Source organism: Idiomarina sp. ST10R2A5 (assembly GCF_051842325.1).
Lineage (GTDB): Bacteria > Pseudomonadota > Gammaproteobacteria > Enterobacterales > Alteromonadaceae > Idiomarina > Idiomarina abyssalis.
Map to the genome: position 1 here is coordinate 96,927 of NZ_JBNIEX010000003.1, position 17,793 is coordinate 114,719.

The 17,793-nt window shown below is 48.1% G+C and carries 16 protein-coding genes; 5 read left to right on the top strand and 11 right to left on the bottom strand.

The features are described from left to right. Positions 1-196 precede the first annotated feature (196 nt). Both ACP7FG_RS04995 and ACP7FG_RS05000 read right to left on the bottom strand, forming a co-directional pair. Positions 197-1,369, bottom strand: a complete 1,173-nt coding sequence (locus ACP7FG_RS04995) for a cystathionine gamma-synthase (protein WP_058576598.1) — start codon at positions 1,367-1,369, stop codon at positions 197-199. A 29-nt stretch (positions 1,370-1,398) separates the two neighbouring features. After that, on the bottom strand, positions 1,399-2,364 hold the full coding sequence (locus ACP7FG_RS05000) for a PLP-dependent cysteine synthase family protein (protein WP_439225719.1): 966 nt from the start codon (positions 2,362-2,364) through the stop codon (positions 1,399-1,401). A gap of 128 nt (positions 2,365-2,492) precedes the next feature. Between ACP7FG_RS05000 and ltaE the strand changes: the two genes are divergently transcribed. Then, complete coding sequence (gene ltaE / locus ACP7FG_RS05005; protein WP_439225720.1) at positions 2,493-3,506, top strand: low-specificity L-threonine aldolase; 1,014 nt, start codon at positions 2,493-2,495, stop codon at positions 3,504-3,506. Between the two features lie 34 nt (positions 3,507-3,540). Here the strand turns inward: ltaE and ACP7FG_RS05010 are convergent, their stop codons facing one another. After that, on the bottom strand, positions 3,541-5,079 hold the full coding sequence (locus ACP7FG_RS05010; RefSeq protein WP_439225721.1) for a YifB family Mg chelatase-like AAA ATPase: 1,539 nt from the start codon (positions 5,077-5,079) through the stop codon (positions 3,541-3,543). Positions 5,080-5,247: 168 nt separating this feature from the next. On the opposite strand from ACP7FG_RS05010, the gene ACP7FG_RS05015 reads away from it, so the two are divergent. Then, positions 5,248-5,520, top strand: coding sequence for a type II toxin-antitoxin system RelB/DinJ family antitoxin (locus ACP7FG_RS05015; RefSeq protein WP_439225722.1), 273 nt, complete (start codon positions 5,248-5,250; stop codon positions 5,518-5,520). A gap of 9 nt (positions 5,521-5,529) precedes the next feature. Further along, complete coding sequence (locus ACP7FG_RS05020) at positions 5,530-5,808, top strand: type II toxin-antitoxin system RelE/ParE family toxin (protein ID WP_439225723.1); 279 nt, start codon at positions 5,530-5,532, stop codon at positions 5,806-5,808. A gap of 5 nt (positions 5,809-5,813) precedes the next feature. Here ACP7FG_RS05020 and ACP7FG_RS05025 read toward each other — a convergent pair whose 3' ends face one another. Together ACP7FG_RS05025 and ACP7FG_RS05030 are read right to left on the bottom strand one after the other, a co-directional pair. Further along, on the bottom strand, positions 5,814-6,554 hold the full coding sequence (locus tag ACP7FG_RS05025) for a ferredoxin--NADP reductase (RefSeq protein WP_439225724.1): 741 nt from the start codon (positions 6,552-6,554) through the stop codon (positions 5,814-5,816). Between the two features lie 9 nt (positions 6,555-6,563). Beyond that, entirely contained in the window at positions 6,564-6,809 is a 246-nt protein-coding gene (locus tag ACP7FG_RS05030; protein ID WP_011233471.1) for an accessory factor UbiK family protein, read from the bottom strand. Positions 6,810-6,919: 110 nt separating this feature from the next. Between ACP7FG_RS05030 and rep the strand changes: the two genes are divergently transcribed. Further along, positions 6,920-8,926, top strand: coding sequence for a DNA helicase Rep (gene rep, locus ACP7FG_RS05035; RefSeq protein ID WP_439225725.1), 2,007 nt, complete (start codon positions 6,920-6,922; stop codon positions 8,924-8,926). A gap of 9 nt (positions 8,927-8,935) precedes the next feature. On the opposite strand, the gene ACP7FG_RS05040 is transcribed toward rep, so the two are convergent. Together ACP7FG_RS05040 and ACP7FG_RS05045 are read right to left on the bottom strand one after the other, a co-directional pair. Next, the gene (locus tag ACP7FG_RS05040; RefSeq protein ID WP_439225726.1) at positions 8,936-11,536 is read right to left on the bottom strand and encodes a sensor domain-containing phosphodiesterase; all 2,601 of its coding nucleotides are present in this window, start codon (positions 11,534-11,536) and stop codon (positions 8,936-8,938) included. Between the two features lie 224 nt (positions 11,537-11,760). After that, positions 11,761-12,186 (bottom strand): c-type cytochrome, encoded by a 426-nt coding sequence (locus ACP7FG_RS05045; RefSeq protein WP_054488595.1) that lies wholly within the window; start codon positions 12,184-12,186, stop codon positions 11,761-11,763. Between the two features lie 84 nt (positions 12,187-12,270). Between ACP7FG_RS05045 and dinB the strand changes: the two genes are divergently transcribed. Then, the gene (dinB, locus tag ACP7FG_RS05050; protein ID WP_439225727.1) at positions 12,271-13,341 is read left to right on the top strand and encodes a DNA polymerase IV; all 1,071 of its coding nucleotides are present in this window, start codon (positions 12,271-12,273) and stop codon (positions 13,339-13,341) included. Here dinB and ACP7FG_RS05055 read toward each other — a convergent pair. The 4 genes from ACP7FG_RS05055 to ACP7FG_RS05070 all read right to left on the bottom strand — a co-directional run bounded on the left by ACP7FG_RS05055 (position 13,338) and on the right by ACP7FG_RS05070 (position 17,790). Then, positions 13,338-13,775 (bottom strand): DUF4399 domain-containing protein, encoded by a 438-nt coding sequence (locus tag ACP7FG_RS05055; protein WP_439225728.1) that lies wholly within the window; start codon positions 13,773-13,775, stop codon positions 13,338-13,340. The genes dinB and ACP7FG_RS05055 overlap by 4 nt on opposite strands. 25 nt (positions 13,776-13,800) lie before the next feature. Then, positions 13,801-15,693, bottom strand: a complete 1,893-nt coding sequence (locus tag ACP7FG_RS05060; RefSeq protein ID WP_439225729.1) for a methyl-accepting chemotaxis protein — start codon at positions 15,691-15,693, stop codon at positions 13,801-13,803. Between the two features lie 67 nt (positions 15,694-15,760). Then, a complete protein-coding gene (locus ACP7FG_RS05065) occupies positions 15,761-17,131 on the bottom strand; it encodes a TrkH family potassium uptake protein (RefSeq protein WP_439225730.1) in 1,371 nt (456 codons plus the stop codon). Next, positions 17,128-17,790, bottom strand: a complete 663-nt coding sequence (locus ACP7FG_RS05070) for a potassium channel family protein (RefSeq protein ID WP_439225731.1) — start codon at positions 17,788-17,790, stop codon at positions 17,128-17,130. The genes ACP7FG_RS05065 and ACP7FG_RS05070 overlap by 4 nt, the downstream gene beginning before the upstream one ends. Positions 17,791-17,793: the final 3 nt, after the last annotated feature.

The following is a 17,793-nucleotide window of genomic DNA, read 5'->3' on the forward strand; positions in this document are numbered from 1 at the left end:
TCTTTCCTTCTCGTTATTTATGCAACGCTTTTGCGTTTTTATTTTTGTTTTCGATCAGTTTTTACTGATAGGTAAAGACTACTGAATTATGACGAAAGTGTAAAACTTTGTATAAATCTTTGAATTTAAAAACAAAAAACCGACCAAAAGGCCGGTTTTTTATATTAAGCGTTATACTTTTAATCGTTGGTGGCGATTAAAATGCGTTTAGCGCCTTGTCTAAATCGGCTTTCAGATCATCAAGATCTTCAATACCAACCGATACGCGAACAAAGTTATCCAGAATGCCTAACTTCTCGCGGTTTTCTTTCGGTACCGAAGCGTGCGTCATAATAGCCGGGTGCTCAATGAGAGACTCAACGCCACCTAAGCTTTCCGCCAAAGCGAACACTTCTACCGACTCCAGGAATTTACGCGCCGCTTCTAAATCGCCTTTCAGCAAAATAGAAATCATGCCGCCAAAGCCCTGCATCTGCTTTTTAGCCAACTCGTGCTGCGGGTGGCTTTCAAGCCCCGGATAAATCACTTTTTCCACTTTCGGATGTTGTTCAAGCCACTTGGCCAGTTCCATTGCCGCTTCGTTGTGGTGACGCATACGCAATGCCAGCGTTTTCACGCCGCGCAGCGCCAGGTATGAGTCAAACGGACCGGCAATAGCACCTGCAGAGTTCTGTAAGAACAGCATGCGCTCAACCAGGTCGTCATTGTCGCCAACAACTGCGATACCGCCAACCATGTCTGAATGACCGTTTAAGTATTTGGTGGCCGAGTGCATCACCATATCTGCGCCCATTTCCAGCGGACGCTGGTTAAATGGCGTAGCGAAGGTGTTGTCCACCACCACAATAATGTCCGGGTTCTTTTTCTTAGCCAGTTTAACGATGGCTTCAATATCAACCAACTTCAGCATGGGGTTGCTTGGCGTTTCCACCCAAATCATGCGGGTGTTGTCCTGAATGCTTGCTTCCACGGCGCTTAAGTCTGCTAAGTCGACATAAGAGAACTTCAGGCCAGCAGAGCGTCCGCGTACCTTATCGAATAAGCGGAAGCTGCCGCCGTACAAGTCGTCCATTGCAACCACGTGGTCGCCACTGTCCAGCAGCTCAAGAATAGTCGAGGTTGCTGCCATACCTGAGGCAAAAGCCAAACCTTGCTTGCCGCCCTCTAAAGAAGCAACAGAACGCTCCCAGGCAAAACGCGTTGGGTTATGTGAACGCGAATATTCAAAACCTTTGTGCTGACCCGGGCTTTCCTGTGCGTAGGTTGAGCTGGTGAAAATTGGCGGCATAACCGCGCCTGTTACCGGCTCAGGAGACTGCCCGCCATGAATGGCGCGCGTCGCGAATTTCATTGTTTTTTCATTTGCCATGATTCAGGTTCCTTAATTTACAACAAGGGTTACAGCAAGTTTTGAGAACGCATCCAGTCGTCGTTGAACAGCTTGGACAGATAACGATTACCTGTATCACAAGCTAAAGTCACAACGCGCTTTGGTTCGGTTTGTTGTTGGCAATAGCGCAGCGCCGCGGCAATTAAATAGCCACTGGATGAACCGACCATCACACCTTCTTTTTCCAGTACCTTACGCGCAGTTTGCATACCTTCTTTATCAGAGATAGCAAACGCCGTATTAGCCAATTTCAGATCACAAATAGTTGGGATAAAGTCTTCCCCAATACCTTCGGCAAGCCAGCTACCCGCTTCCACTTCTTCGTTACGATTAACCAAAGGCTCTAAAATAGAGCCTGCCGGGTCTGCAAGCACCAGGTCCACTCCGCTGTTTTGCTCGCGTAAATAACGCCCAACACCGGTCAAGGTACCACCTGAACCAACACCACAGACAAACGCATCCAGTTTACCGTCCATTTGTTTCCAGATTTCCGGACCGGTCGTTTTGTAATGTGCATCGACATTTGCCGGATTTTCAAATTGGTTTACATAGTAGTAACCGTTTTCTTCAGCCATACGTGCTGCCATGTCCTGATAATACTCAGGGTGGCCTTTTTGCACGTCGGAACGTGTTTGCACCACTTCAGCACCCATAGCGCGCAGGTTGTTCACTTTTTCCTGGCTCATTTTGTCCGGCATAACAATTTTCAACGGATAGCCTTTGCCAGCCGCCACTAACGCCAGACCCAACCCCGTATTACCAGCCGTTGCTTCAATAATGGTGTCGCCCGGTTTCAGCTTGCCTTGCTTTTCTGCTTGCTCAACCATCTCTACCGCAATACGGTCTTTAATGGAGCCGCCAGGATTCTGCAGCTCGAGTTTCAAATACAGCTCACACGGGCCGGTATCCATATCGGTGACTTTCACCATTGGCGTGTTACCGACCATTTCTATTACATTATTAAAAACTTTCATATGGGCTCGCTTTGTTGTCGAGTGTCTGGTTCAATATCGGGTCATTATCCCTTGACTGAGCTCGCTAAACAACCTTGCGCTTAGAACCGGATGATAGTTGTTATAACTAACCCCAAAATGAGGCTGTTATGCTGGATTTACGCAGTGATACCGTAACCCTTCCAAGCACCGCAATGCGCGCCGCAATTGCCGATGCCAAGGTCGGTGATGATGTTTATGGTGAAGACCCGTCAATTAACGCACTGGAAAAACGAGTAGCAGAGTTGCTGGGTAAAGAAGACGCTTTGCTGTGCAGCTCGGGTACCCAAAGTAACCTACTCGGGTTAATGAGCCACTGCCGTAATGGCGAAGAATACATTGTGGGGCAGGAGTATCACACTTACCGGTACGAAGCCGGTGGCGCCGCAGTTTTAGGCAGCATAGTGCCACAAACCATTGAGGTAGAAGCCGACGGAACCTTGTCGCTCGACACCATTAAACAACGGATAAAACCTAACGATCCGCACTTTCCTATTACCCGGTTGCTGGCTTTTGAAAATACTCACGGCGGGCAACTGATTGATCAGGCTTATTTTGATAAAGCCCGAATTCTGGCGGACCAGAATGGTTTGTCGATGCATTTAGACGGCGCACGTTTACCTAATGCCGCCATTGCCAACGGACGCAGTATGGCGGAACTGGCTGCGCCTTTTGACAGTGTGTCTTTGTGCTGTTCAAAAGGGTTAGGCGCACCTATCGGTTCGTTGCTGGCCGGTTCAAAAGAGCTGATTGCCCGCGCCCGCCGTTGGCGCAAAATGGTCGGTGGTGGAATGCGTCAGGCAGGGTTTGTTGCTGTAGCTATTGATTACGCATTAACGCATCAGTTTGAGCGTATTCAGGACGACCATGACAATGCAGAGTGGCTTTTCGAGCAGCTTTCTGAGTTGCTGGCAGGCTCCGAGGCTAAAGTTCGCTATTCCGGCACCAATATGACCTTTATTGAGCTACCCGACAGTTTACCGGCAGACAGCTTACGGGAGCTTATGGCAGAGCATGATATTAAATTACCCGGCGGCCAGAAACTGAGGCTGGTGTGCCACCTGAATGTCAGCCGCGAACAGCTGGGGCGTTTTGTTGAATTGTTCAAAAAATGGCTCCCGTAGCCTGACGCAATAGCATCAGGCTATAACATTCGCATCACAAGCTCTGCACCTGATCAATGAGCCGGTCGAGCGCTCGGTAATTAAGTGCTTCGGCCAAGTGCTGCTGTTCTATCGTGTTGCTGTTCGCTAAGTCGGCGATGGTTCGGGCTAAACGTAACGTACGGTGATACGCACGATGCGAAAGCTTCATTTTCTCTGAGGCTTTTGCTAAAAACGCTTCCGTTTTATCTGACAGCTCGCATATTTGCTTTAGCGCTTTGGGTTTTATTTCACTGTTCAGGCAGCCCTGCCGCTCAATTTGCCGATGCCGGGCTTTTGCAACTAAGCTTTTTGCTTGTTCTGAAGTCATTTGGTTACCATGCTTAGTTCCGCCGCTTAAACTCATTGATTCTGTTTCTCGCGGTACCATGACCTGGATGTCAATACGGTCTAACAAGGGGCCCGACAGCTTGCTTAAATATTTTAGAATTTGGTCCGGGGTGGAACGACAGTTCGCCAGTGAGCCATCAAACTGACCACAGGGTGATGGATTCAGCGCACAAACCAGCTGGAAGTTGGCCGGAAATTTCACTTGGTAAGCAGCCCGGCTGATGGTTATTTCACCGCTCTCCAACGGCTCTCTTAAACAATCTAAGGTATGGCGGGAGAACTCACTAACCTCGTCAAGAAATAAAAGGCTTCGGGTTGCTAAACTAACCTCACCGGGTTTAGGTGGAGAGCCCCCTCCAACCAAAGCAGCAGACGAGCAGGTATGGTGCGGCGAACGTAATTCTCTGCGTGTTAAAACGTCAGAGTGATGGTAATCAAAAGACACCGACTTAACTGCCGCAATTTCCATGGCTTCCTGCTCGGTTAATGCTGGCAATATGCCATTTAGCCGTTGCGCCAGCATCGTTTTGCCCGTGCCCGGTGGCCCGACAAATAACAAATGATGTTTACCGGCCGCGGACAACAACAAAGCACGCTTTGCTTGTTCTTGCCCCACTACGTCGGCTAAGTCGCCATCGTCACTAGATTCCTGCCGCGCCCAGTTAATGGGCTTTGACCGGCGCAATGGCTGGTGGTCGTGCAAATGCTCGTAAACACTGACTAAGTCAGCGGCTAGCCAGCTTTTTTGTTCCCGTACTAACCCGGCTTCCTGCTGGTTAGCAATCGGTACAAACGCCTGACGCTTTTTACTACGGCACGCCAGCAACGCCGGAATCAAGCCATTCACAGCACGTAACTCGCCGGTTAACGCCAGCTCACCATAAAACTCGGCCTGCTCAAGAATAGCATCCGGTATTTGCCCGGAAGCCGCCAAAATACCAACCGCTATAGCTAAATCATAACGTGCACCGGTTTTAGGAATGTCCGCCGGTGCTAAGTTAACGGTAATACGCGTCGCCGGCGGATATTCAAACCCGGCATTCATTAAGGCAGTTTTAACCCGATCGCGCGCTTCTTTTACCGTGGTTGCAGGCATGCCGACCATAGTGAATCCTGGCATTCCCCTTGCCAGATCCACTTCAACCCGAATTTCCGGCGCATGAATACCTATCAATGCCCGGGTATAGACTCGCGCTAACGCCATCTGTCTCTCCGTGACTAAACAACGGCGTAACTATAAGCCGAGCACAACCCCCTGTCTGTAAGCTAAGCACCTCAAGCAATGACAGATATCATTCTTTCAATCGCTAAAATTTGATAACGGCCTCAATTCGTACTAACATTTGTGAGCACACCATAATTGGGAGTTCTTATGGAAACAAGAATTCAATTTCGTATCGATGAACAAACAAAACACTTGGCGCAACAGCAGGCAGAAAGCGAAGGACGCACATTGAGCGATGCTTGTAGAGAGCTCACTGAGCAACTCGCGGCAGAACAACGGAAAAAGTTATCTCAGGACAATTGGCTAACAGAACAAGTGAATCAAGCGTTCCGGAAGTTAGAGTCTGGCCAGTCTGAGTTCATGGATAACGAACAGGCAAAAAGCCGCATGGAAAAATTTAAGGCTCAAATTCGTAAATAAGGCGCGCAAATGATTTATTGGGAAGAGGATGCCCTGAAAGACAGAGAAAGGATTTTCGAGTTTCTTTACAATTTTAACCCCATAGTGGCCGAGCAAACTGATTCACTGATACAAAGCAAAGTCGAAACATTGCTTGAGCAGCCCTATATTGGCGTTAAACGCGAGAATATAAAGGGAAGACTTTTAATCCTCCCCGATATTTCAATGCTTGTCCCTTACTATATCGACGGGACCAAGATACAAGTTTTGCGCGTGCTGCATGAGAAGCAGCAATTTCCATTTACCTAGGCGTCTTACCAATAATTTTCCGAAGTCACATTACCGGGCTTACGGCGGGTGTTTTTAGCAAGCCCTAACTCAGCCAATGCGGCGCGTGACTCTTTTATCATGTCGGGGTTACCACAAAGCATGACTTGAGCGCTGCTATCTAACGGCGTGCCGAGCGCGTCACTTAACTGCCCGGAGCTGATCAGTTCAGGAATGCGCGCAGAGAAGGCACCCGGAATGTTTTCACGGGTAATCACCGGCTGATAACCCAGTTGCCCGGGATATTCTTGTTGCCACTGCTCTATTTGGCTCTGATAGACCAGCTCTTCCGCCACACGAACACCGTGTACCAGGTTAATGCGCTTGAATCGTTCCCACAGCTTTTCGGTTCTCAGCATAGAAATAAACGGACCAATACCGGTACCGGTTGAGAGCATCCACAAGCTGTCGCCGTCCGGTACTTCGTCCAGTGTGAAAAAGCCGCCGGCGGGCTGGGTAATGTCCACGCTGTCACCCGGCTGCAACTGAGCTAACTTGGTGCTGACCTCGCCGTCTTCCACTTCGGCAATCACAAAGTCCAGTATGGCTTCACCCGGCGCACTGGCCAGCGAGTAGGCGCGCAATAGCTGCTCGCCACCCACGTTCAGGCCTAAACGGACAAACTGCCCGGCCTTAAAGTCAAAAGGCTCAGCCACAACTCTTAAACTGAAAACGCCAGAACTCCAACGGTAATTCTCGACAACTTTCCCACTAATCCATTGGATCATACGTCTGACTTAGTCCTTATTTTGATTTTTAGTCGCTTCCAGTTCTTTTTCTAATAGCTCAACGCGCTCGCGCAGTCGCAGCAACATTTGCTGCTGTACGTCCAGCTCTTCTCGGGTGACTAAATCCAGCTTTGACAGCTGTGACTGCAGGGTTTGTTTGACCCGCTGTTCCATATTTCCTGCCAGTTCTTTAACGCCGGCTGGCATGCTGTCGTTAATTTGGCGAGCAATATTCTCTATTGTTTTGTTGTCCATAAGTCTCTCTTTGTGTAAATCGTTGCTTATTCATTTAGCTTAGCAGGAGATTCAGGTAAAATCCGAGCTTCTTATCGGCTTTTTCACGAATCAGGAACTCCGCGGCGCCCATGCTGAACGATCGCCAGAACCAGGCTGTACATTATATTCAGGGTCCTTTATTGGTGCTGGCCGGTGCCGGTAGCGGTAAAACGCGGGTTATTACCGAGAAAATTGCCTACCTTATTCGTCAGCAAATTTACACGGCACGCCAAATTGGCGCGGTGACTTTCACCAACAAAGCCGCCAAAGAGATGAAAGAGCGTATTGCGCAAACCTTACCGAAAGCGCAGCTGCGCGGTTTAACCGTGTGTACCTTTCATACTCTGGGGCTGAATATTATCCGGCGCGAACTCAGCACTCTGGGGTTTAAGCCCGGTTTTTCATTGTTTGACGACCAGGACACCTATGCCCTGCTTAACGCCCTTACTGAGGACGTATTTGAGGGCGACAAAGCGCTGATTCAAGCCTGCCAGCACCAGATAGGTCATTGGAAGAACGCCATGCTCTCGCCCGAGCAGACCTTAGAAAAAGCCGGAAACGATCAGGAAAATGCCTTCGCGCAGGTTTATCAGCAATACCAGAATAACCTAAGCGCCTGTAATGCAGTCGACTTTGATGACCTGATCCGTCTGCCAACCTTATTGCTGGCGACCAACGAAAACGCCCGCGCGCGCTGGCAAAAGAAGTTTCAATACCTATTGGTGGACGAGTATCAGGACACCAACACCAGTCAGTACCAGTTGGTTAAATTACTGGTGGGCGAGCGTGCCCGTTTTACCGTGGTGGGCGACGATGACCAGTCCATTTACTCCTGGCGCGGTGCGCAACCGAAGAACCTCGCACTGTTAAAGCAGGACTTTCCTAGTCTGGAAGTAGTAAAACTGGAGCAGAATTACCGTTCGCACGGCCGTATTCTGAAAGCGGCGAACATTCTCATTGAAAATAATCCGCACGTCTTTGAGAAAAAGTTGTTTTCTGAGATGGAATACGGTGAACCGCTGAGTGTTATCTTTGGCCGAAATGAAGAACATGAAGCCGAAAGGGTCATAGCTGAAATTGTGAAGCAGCGGTTTCTGCGTAAAACGCCGTATCACCATTTTGCCATTTTATACCGGGGTAACCATCAGTCGCGCTTGTTTGAGAAGGCGCTAATGAACAACCGTATTCCGTACAAAATTACCGGTGGTCAGTCATTCTTTGCCCGTGCGGAAGTCAAAGACATTATGGCCTACCTGCGGTTGCTGGTGAACCCAACAGACGACACCGCGTTCCTGCGTATTATTAACACGCCGCGCCGTGGCATTGGTCCGCAAACCGTGGAACGCATTGGTCGTTTGTCGCAGGAGTTAGGTTGCAGCTTATTTGAAGCCTGCCAGTCACCCCACTTAAAAACGCAGCTGAGCACGGGTGTTTTTCAGCATGTGGATGTTTTTCGGAACATGATAGACACCCTGGCCCGGCAGGCGGACCACCAAGCGGACGCCAGTGATGCGGTGCGACAGTTGCTCAGCGAAATTGGTTACGAGGACTGGTTGTTTGAGCAAAGCCCCAGTGCCAAAGCTGCCGAAATGCGTATTAAGAACGTGTATGAGCTACACCGCTGGGTATCCGATATGTTAAAAGGCGATGCCGAGCATGAGCCTATGGAACTGAATCAGGTCGTCAGCCGTTTATCTCTGCGCGATATGATGTCCCGCAACGAAGATGACGAGCAGTTTGAGCAGGTGCAGTTAATGACTCTGCATGCGTCCAAAGGTCTGGAATTTCCTTACGTATTCTTAGTGGGAATGGAAGAAGGCTTACTGCCGCACCAAAGCAGCATTGATGAAAACAATATTGAAGAAGAGCGTCGGCTGGCTTACGTGGGCATAACCCGGGCACAGCATAAGTTAGTCTTCACTATGGCGAAAGAGCGCCGCCAGTTTGGGGAAAAGCTTGAGCCGCAGCCCAGTCGTTTCCTGCTGGAATTACCGCAGGACGATTTAGAGTGGGAACACCGCAAACAGAAATCGGATGAAGAGCGGGAAGAACAAAGAAGTCAGGGCCTGGAAATGTTAAAGAATGCGCTTAAATAGCGCCAGCAGCTACGCGCACACGAAGCTGGAGTCGTCGTCTTTAACGATACGGCTTTCATAGTTTTGGTCAATAAAACTCCCCTGACCAATAGTGACGCCCTGTTTTTCAACGTCGTCCTTTTGTGTTTCAGTCTCTAAACCGTCTGCATAAACCTCAATATTCAGCTCATGGCACAGCGTAACAATGTGCTTAAGCATGGCCTGTGCACGGTTATTGCTGCTTAGCCTGGCAATATAGTGATGGTCCAGCTTTAATACCGTGAACGGGAAGTTATACAAGAACTGCAACGGTCCGGAACCACTACCAAAGTTGTCGATAACCAGCGTAAAGCCGAATTCCGACAGCCGCCTGAGACTTGCTAGCACCCGTCGGCCATCTTTAACCAGATCAGTTTCATCAAACTCTAGCGCAATATTTTCCGGCTTGGCGCCGCTGTCCATCACGATATTAACCAGCTCATTCAGGTGGCTGGTTTTTAACAGGTGCCTAACCGATAAATTAAGATGCAATGACGTTTCTCTGCTGACCTTATTTTCAACCAGCCAGCGACTGGCAGTACGTAAAACAAACCTGTCGAGCTTAACAATAAGCCCCGTCCGCTCAGCAAGAGGCAGAAGCTCCTCGCTGTCGAAACTGTAACGGGGATCATCCCACACTAACTTTGCTTCTACCGCTTTCACATCGCCTGTTTTTAGATCAACTATTGGTTGATAGTTAACAGCAAAGTCCTTGTCGACTTTCGCGTGTCTCAACGCCGTTTCTTTGCGTACACTGTCGACAAGCGTTTCATGCATACTGTCATCAAATAATACGTAACGGCCCCGCCCCATGCCTTTAGCCTGATACATAGCAGCGTCCGCGTCACGCAGGAGACGTTCAGCTGAGTCCGTCTCTTCAAGACACTCAGCAATACCAATACTGGCGCCGGAGTAATGTTCCTGCCCATTCAGCTGAAACGGCTCACTCATTTGTTGGATCATTCGCTTGGCAACGTCTTTCGCGTCATCAATGCTGGTAATGGTATCCAGTAAGATAACGAATTCATCACCGCCCAAACGCGCAACCATGTCGTTGTCACGCACACAGTCGCCAATACGCTTACTCACTTCCAGCAAAAATTCGTCACCAGCAGAGTGACCAAGGGTATCGTTAATGTTTTTAAAACGGTCAAGGTCGACAAACAATACCGCAAAATGATGTTCAGGATGGCGGCGCTTGTGCGCGACAGCCTGCTGCAGGCGCTCATTAAACAAAATCCGGTTGGGTAACCCGGTCAGGTTATCGTGATGTGCAGCGTGGAATAAGTTGGACTCTGTTTTCTTTCGACGCTCAATTTCTGACACAAGTTCTTCGGTGCGCTCTGCCACTTTCTTCTCAAGAAACTGGTTCACTCGTTGAATTTCTTCAGCGGAACGCTTTCTGTCGATAGCAACGGCAACATGCTGCGAAACAAAGTTCAGCAGCTCCAGGTCATCATTTTGATAAAGGAAGTCACCGTCATAAGTCTGCACCGCAATAACACCAAACACCTGACCATTCATCATTAGCGGACTGCCCAGCCATTGCTTAGCCAGCTTCATGCCGCCATAACCTAATTCAATTTCATTCTTTTTCAGTAACTTCTGCCTGACAGCCGCATTCACAAAAGCCGGTTCCTGCTTTTTAATGACGTACTCAGTCAAACCCTTACCTACCCGACGGCGTTCTGCTTTTGCGCCCGTCTCGTCTACGTGATAGGGAAAATGCAGAAACTTTTTATCATCGGACAGCAACGCCACATAAAAGTTATCGGCATGAATGAGTTTGCCAATTTGCCTGTGCAATTGTCGGTAAAACGCATTCATGTCATCAGAGGTATTGGTCAACTCTGAAATTGCGAACAGCACCGAAGTCTGCTGCTCAGCCCTTTCCCGAATGGTGATTTCGCTCATCAGGCTTTCATTGGCATGGCGAAGTTCGGCAGTCTGGTGCTCTATTTCGCTTTGCATTAAATCGCGTTGTTTTAAGCGTTCAAGTGCATTCACTACGTGTTGCGAGACAAAGGTCAACAAGTCTTCGTCAGAGGTATCGTAGCGGACATCCGCACTGTAGCTCTGCACAACCATAACGCCAATAGTAATATCACCACGTTTCAGAGGGACACCCAGCCAGTCCTGGTGTTCGGCTCCCAGGCCTTCAATTTCATTATTATCAATGAGCCGTTGATAGACTTCAGGTGGGCATAAAAGCGACTGGCCTTTTCTTAAAACGTACCCTGTTAAACCTTTGCTGAGCTGATCAATTGGAATGCGTTCGAACAAGGTGTCCTGATCAATTTCATCAACAAAGTAGACAAAGTCGACAAGCTCTTCCTGAGGTTCATAAAGGCAGATGTAAAAGTTGCGGGCGTACATCAGTTCGCCGATGATTTCATGCAGCGACTGGTAAAAATTGTCCATTTGGCGTGCGGAAGCCGCCAGTTCCGAAATTCGAAACAGCGCCTTTTGTACGACCTCAGCCGATCGGTATTTTTGGGTCAACCCCTTTAAACGGGTAATGACCTTTTGCAAGCGTTCATTTTCAGTTTGTAACCCCTGAAGCTGCTCCTTGCTTACCTTACGGTCTGTCATTCAGGTTCACCTTTAAACACTGACACTCCTTGCCGTAAACACACTTTTTTAACACTTGTTGTATTTAATAACAGTCGTACAGTATAGACCTCTGTCAAAAAATAGAAAAGATTTGTAAAGAAATAATTGGAGCGAGGGAGTTCCAGAGAGCAGTTAACGTCAATTGACACGAAAAAAGCTGCCAAGTTGGCAGCCCTTTCAGAACATCTTAAAACTCATGTGTTTTAGATATCTTCAATCATATAGTCGATAGCGGCCTGAATTTCGTCTTCAGAACAGTCGCTACACGTTCCCATGGGCGGCATAGCGTTGTAGCCTTCAACCGCGTGTTTTAATACAGTTTCCATACCTTGGTCTAAACGTGCTTCCCAGTCAGATGCATTGTTCATTTTAGGCGCACCCATAACACCACTGGTGTGACAGGCTGTACAAAATTTATCGTAAACTTGCTGGCCTGAACGTGGACCGCTGCTTTCTTCAGCTGCGCTGCTTTCACCAGCCACATAGTGCTTACCTGCCGGCTTAATACGCTCTGCTATCGCTTCGCGTGACATGTCATCCTGCACCGAAGACGCACTGATGCTTAGCGCAAACAGCATGGAAATAGTGCCCAAAACGCTCTTAACGAAAAATGAATTCATAACTTTCACTGGTTTCTCCTACAAATGGCTGGTGTTCTTGCACGCCCAGTTAGTGGATGCGATTATAACCACAAATGCGCAAAGGATAAACACTTGGCTGAAATTGCTCGCAAAATAGCTTTGCTGGATCTGGATGCTTTCTTTGCTTCGGCCGAAGAATTGCGTGATCCCAGCCTGAAAACACGTCCGTTTGCTGTTGGCGGCGGCGGTGAGCGAGGCGTGGTGGCAACTGCGAATTACCTCGCTCGTCAGTACGGCGTAAAAAGCGCCATGCCGGGCAGTCATGCTCGGCGCCTATGCCCACAATTAACTTTTATACGGCCCGATGGCAATTATTACCGGGAACTCTCCAACAAGGTTCTGGATGTTCTGCAGGAACTGACGCCACGCATTGAACCCGCTTCTATCGATGAGTTTTATTTAGACTTAACCCACCTTGAGGGCTTTAAAGGCAGCGCAACCCTGGCAATGAACCATGTTCGCGAGCGGATAAAAACGCTTGGAATAACAGGCTCCGCTGGCATTTCCAATCAGAAAATGGTTGCGAAAATTGCCAGCGAAGAGCGTAAGCCCGACGGCCAATTTGTTGTTCACCCTTCCGAGGTACTGAATTACATTGCTGCCTTAAACCTCAAGCAGATCCCCGGCGTAGGCCCGAAAAGCCAGCAGGTACTGACAAATCATGGCCTGACCACGGGTAAAGACATACAACAAATTGAGCTACAACAACTGCAGACTATTCTCGGAGAAAAGGCCGGGTATGTTTTATTTGAGCGTTGTCATGGTCGTGACCGCCGGGAAGTGGTGACTGAGCGCATTCGAAAAAGCGTGGGCGTTGAGCAAACCTTAACGACAGACATGAGGCTAGAGTCGACGGCACAGGCTTACGTTCAGGACAATTTATTACCCAAGCTGCGGCAACGGATGAAGATATCACATTGGCGGGAACAACCTATTCGCAGTCAAACCCTTAAACTGAAGTTCTCGGACTTTACTCAAACAACGGTCTCGCGCAGTTCTCAGTTTATTTCGCCTAGCTTGTTTTATCAGCTCTTAGATGAAGCCTGGCAGCGCGGTAAAGGGAAAGGTGTGAGGCTGTTGGGGATCAGCGCAACATTGCCTGACCCCAACGAGCAGTTACAACTCGAACTTGAGCTGGATTAGTCGTCTTTGACAATAACGGTGATTTTTTCTGAAACGACCGCAGGGTTATGCGGCACGTGGCTTTTATCACCTAAAATAAGCTGCAATGTATGCTCACCCGGCTCTAAAGTCACCGTGGTTTCCGTCTGACCGCCACCAAAGTGAATAACATCGCCGCCCATTGGTTTATCCATAGCTGGCAATTCATCTTTATCAATTAACAGGTGGTGATGCCCGGTATGCTTTACATCAACACCCGCTGGTGCCACGCCCATACCGCTTAAACCAAACTTCACTTTAAAGGTTTTACCCACGGTCTCACCGTTTTGCGGAGAGATAATGTAAGCCTGAGCTTCTTGTGATGCTTCCGTACGTTCTGCTTCTGCTGCCTGTGCAGTTGCAAGTACCGGGCCGCCTAACATGGCTAAAGCGCCAATCATCCATGCTTTATTCATAAGTTTCTCCAGTTATTGATATCAATCAATTCAGTTTAAACTGTGTCACCAATTGTTCCAAGCGTTCAAATGCCGTATTCAGTTCACGACACGCCTGCTTGGTATTATTTAGATTGCTGACACTCTGATCGTTCATACTACTGATATCCATAATGTCACGATCCAGTGTTTGGATCACTGAAGTCTGTTGTTCCGTTGCTGAGGCCACCGAATGATTCACATCATCGATATTGACGATAATGCCGTTAATCTCTGACATGTGTTCAGCAGATTCCTCTGCGCTTAGCACACAGGCACTGCTTATTTCCTGACTTTCTTTGATAACTTCAACGACACTGCGCGTACCAGCCCTGACCCGTTCAATCATTGACTCTACTTCGGTAGCCGATGACGATGTCCGCTGCGCCAGGTTACGCACTTCGTCGGCAACGACCGCAAAACCACGACCAGCTTCACCAGCCCTTGCCGCTTCAATCGCCGCGTTAAGTGCCAGCAAGTTGGTTTGCTCGGTAATGCCTTTAATCACTTCAATAATATTTCCAATATTCTGCGTATCTTCATCCAGGGTATGAATGGCCTGGCTGGAGGCATCCATGCGCTCGGACAAGTGCTGAATTTGCTGTCGGTTGTGTTGCAGCGAATCTCTTGCCGATGATGCTTTTGCAGTACCTGAACTGGCCTGCTCAGAGGCTTTTGCAGCATTTCCCGCAATTTCATGCGCACTGGCGCCAAGCTCATTAATTGCGGTTGCGACAGAGCTGGCTTTACCCGCTTGTTCACTACCAATATCCATGGAGTCATCATTCGCTTTGACCATACTGCGAATGTTACTTTCCACCTGTTCGGCAGCTGCATTTACCTCAAGTAAGGCTTGCTGAATTTTTTCAATAAACTCATTCATGCGTCGTGAAACCAAACCAAACTCGTCATCTGATTCAACCGGCAGCCGTTGAGTTAGGTCACCCTCACCACGGGCCATATCAGTAACGGCTTCATTGAGTCTGCGCAAAGGCTTCAGCAGTAAACGCAGTAGCCAGGTGAGTGATACAACAACCGCGACAATACCAATAATCAGATAGATGACAGCAGTCCAGGCAAAGCTCGACACATTGCTGTACGCCTTATCACGATCAATAACCACACCCAGATACCACTCGACGCCCTGAATGCCCTTTATTTTATGAAAAGAAACCAAGCGCTCCTTGTCATTAATGCGGTATTCAGAAAAGTCCGGGCTCAATGACACCGACTGTCCTGCGTAGTCATTCACAGATTTTTCAATCCAGTCTTCATCCGGGTGAACCAAAATATTACGATCACCACTTACCAGGAAGGCAAAACCAAGACCCATAAAGTCGATGTCGTTTACAATGTTTGAGATTTCATCCAGCATCATGTCGCCGCCGGCAACACCGACCAGCTGGTTATTCCGACGCATAGGAACGACTGCGGTAATGGTCAATTCGTTGGTTGTAACGTCGATATACGGCGCGGTATAGGTTGGTTGCCCTTCATCAACCGCTAATTGATACCAGGGGCGGCTGCGGGCATCGTAATCATCGGGCAAATCAATGCTCGGATCATCCAGCAGGAAGGTTCCGTCAATTAAACCATAGTAAACATTTTTAAACTTACCGGCCGCTTTTGACTGTTGCACGCGTTCTAATGAACGGGCGGTGGAATCATCAACGTCATAGGCGTCAGCCGTTGCCTGAACAATGCTCATGCGGTCATTGAACCACTGCGAGATATTGCTTGATACAGAGTCCGATAACGCCTGCATTTGATGCTGCAAGTTACTACGGGTCTGAGTCGACATCTGCAAAAAGTTGGTTAGCGTAAAAACACCCAGCACTAACACCAGTATTAGCGATGCAACAGCCGTCACTTTTTGTGTAAACTTTAATTTTTTCAGCATCTTAAAAGCATCTCTTATTATCGTTCTATGATAAGCATTCTTTTACAAGCATTTCGGCTTTATTAAACTACCCCACCTGCACTTCCGTTTTTGGAAAGCGAACTCTTCGTCTGTTTGGAGTCGTTAAGAAGTAAACTAGAGTCAACGGCCCTACACGTCCGACAAACATTAGGACAATGAGTAGCATCTGACTCAACTCAGTCACCTCTGCGGTGATTCCTCTTGAAAGCCCTACGGTTGCTAAAGCGGACAAAACTTCAAAGCTTATATCTATAAACGGCAGCGGATTCAAAATCATTAGGAAAAAGATTCCTAAAAATGCGATTAACAGAGTTATCATCGAAACGGCCAGGGCTTTCATCACCATCTGCTGCTCTATACTGCGCTGCATTAGAGTAACGTGCTCCCTTCTTCTTAAAAACGCATAAGTTGCCATCATTAAGACAATAAAAGTTCCGAGCTTAATCCCACCACCGGTACTCATCGAGCCACCGCCTATGAACATGAGCAACATAATGTACATTGACGTCGGCTCGCGCAGCTCACCAATATCAATTGTATTAAAGCCTGCAGTTCGTGGTGTCGTTGCCTGAAACCAAGAAGCTAATGTCTGCTGTAGTGTTGATAAAGATCCTAAAGTGTTTGGATTACTATGCTCCAATAACCAGAATATAAAAGCAGATAGGAGATTAATTACGAGAGTGGCAATAAGAATACTGCGTGTGTAAACCGAGAACTGATGCCAACGTCGCTGCTCGAATATGTTCATTAAGACTGAAAAGCCCAAACCACCGATAATGAACATGAAAGTAACCACGAGGTTCACTGGGATACTGCCAACATAATCACTTAAGCTGTTTGCCGAAAGACCGAAACCTGCGTTATTGAATGCTGAAATCGAATAAAATGCAGCTTCCCCCAGCGCTCGCCAAAAACCGAATTCACTCCACCAGGTTACGGTTAAAACAACGGTACCAAGTAACTCAACAATAACGGCAAGAAAGAACACGGTTTTAGCGGTTTTAGCAATGTTTTTTAAGCTTGTTTGTTGCATTGCTTCCTTGGCAACAAGCTGATAACTAATACCAATATTTCCGCCCATCGACATTACTGCCAGAATGGCAAAAGTCATAAAGCCAATACCACCCATCTGAATCAAGATGGCAATAACAGACAAGCCGAAAAAGGTAAACGTTTGTCCTGTATCAACCACGACCAGTCCGGTCACGGTTACTGCTGAGGCTGCGGTAAAGAAACTGTCCAACCAGCTAATGGGTTCTACAGTAGCGAAAGGAAGTTTGAGTAATAAGCCGCCAAACAAAATTAGAACGAAAAAACCACCGGCCAGGACAACAGGGGGACCAGCTTTAAATCTTTTATGCTGGCTCCGCCTGGCTCGGGTGTACACCATAAAAAAAGAAGGTAACCATTGCTTCATGACTCTTCGACCAACTTCGGTGCAATTGACTTTAAAGCTTTCAGGCTACCGGCCATGACCAAAGTTTCGTTAGCTTCTATAGTAATTTCCGGTCCGGGCATTACAGTCACCTCATCGCGCTTCTTTAACAGCAGCAAATGAAAGTTGTCTGTGTTATCGGGCAAAATATCTTTTAATGTTTTACCTTCAAGGTTCTCTCCTAACGCAATTTCGACACAAAACCAGTTATGCCCAAGCGACATGTACTCATTAACCATGGGATAATTCAGAGCCTGAGCAACTCTTATACCCATCTCTTCTTCCGGGTGAATAATGCGGCTTACCCCAAGCTTCGATAGGATCTGGTGATGCGACTTGGACGTCGCTTTCGCCCATATCTCTTTCACTCCAATGGTTTTCAAATGTAAGACGCATAACAAGCTCGCCTGCAAGTCTTCACCAATCGCCACTAGAACCACATCGCAATTGGACAAGTCGAGCTCGTTTAGTGCCTTCTCGTCGGTAACATCGCAAATTGCCGAGTGCGTGAGCTGATCGGCAAGCTCTTCAACCAGTTTCTCGTCAGCATCAACGCCAATAACTTCATGGCCTAGCTCTAATAATTCCAGTGATGTCCGGGCGCCGAAGCGGCCCAGACCAATAACTCCAAACTGTGCCATGTC

Bases quoted from the DNA above. Each gene is read 5' to 3' on its own strand.
- ACP7FG_RS05055 (WP_439225728.1), bottom strand. From the start codon at position 13,775: ATGAATAAAGCATGGATGATTGGCGCTTTAGCCATGTTAGGCGGCCCG.
- rep (WP_439225725.1), top strand. From the start codon at position 6,920: ATGCTGAACGATCGCCAGAACCAGGCTGTACATTATATTCAGGGTCCT.
- ltaE (WP_439225720.1), top strand. From the start codon at position 2,493: ATGCTGGATTTACGCAGTGATACCGTAACCCTTCCAAGCACCGCAATG.
- ACP7FG_RS05015 (WP_439225722.1), top strand. From the start codon at position 5,248: ATGGAAACAAGAATTCAATTTCGTATCGATGAACAAACAAAACACTTG.
- ACP7FG_RS05030 (WP_011233471.1), bottom strand. From the start codon at position 6,809: ATGGACAACAAAACAATAGAGAATATTGCTCGCCAAATTAACGACAGC.
- ACP7FG_RS05065 (WP_439225730.1), bottom strand. From the start codon at position 17,131: ATGAAGCAATGGTTACCTTCTTTTTTTATGGTGTACACCCGAGCCAGG.
- ACP7FG_RS05025 (WP_439225724.1), bottom strand. From the start codon at position 6,554: ATGATCCAATGGATTAGTGGGAAAGTTGTCGAGAATTACCGTTGGAGT.
- ACP7FG_RS05070 (WP_439225731.1), bottom strand. From the start codon at position 17,790: ATGGCACAGTTTGGAGTTATTGGTCTGGGCCGCTTCGGCGCCCGGACA.
- ACP7FG_RS05060 (WP_439225729.1), bottom strand. From the start codon at position 15,693: ATGCTGAAAAAATTAAAGTTTACACAAAAAGTGACGGCTGTTGCATCG.
- ACP7FG_RS05000 (WP_439225719.1), bottom strand. From the start codon at position 2,364: ATGAAAGTTTTTAATAATGTAATAGAAATGGTCGGTAACACGCCAATG.
- ACP7FG_RS05010 (WP_439225721.1), bottom strand. From the start codon at position 5,079: ATGGCGTTAGCGCGAGTCTATACCCGGGCATTGATAGGTATTCATGCG.
- ACP7FG_RS05040 (WP_439225726.1), bottom strand. From the start codon at position 11,536: ATGACAGACCGTAAGGTAAGCAAGGAGCAGCTTCAGGGGTTACAAACT.
- ACP7FG_RS04995 (WP_058576598.1), bottom strand. From the start codon at position 1,369: ATGGCAAATGAAAAAACAATGAAATTCGCGACGCGCGCCATTCATGGC.
- ACP7FG_RS05020 (WP_439225723.1), top strand. From the start codon at position 5,530: ATGATTTATTGGGAAGAGGATGCCCTGAAAGACAGAGAAAGGATTTTC.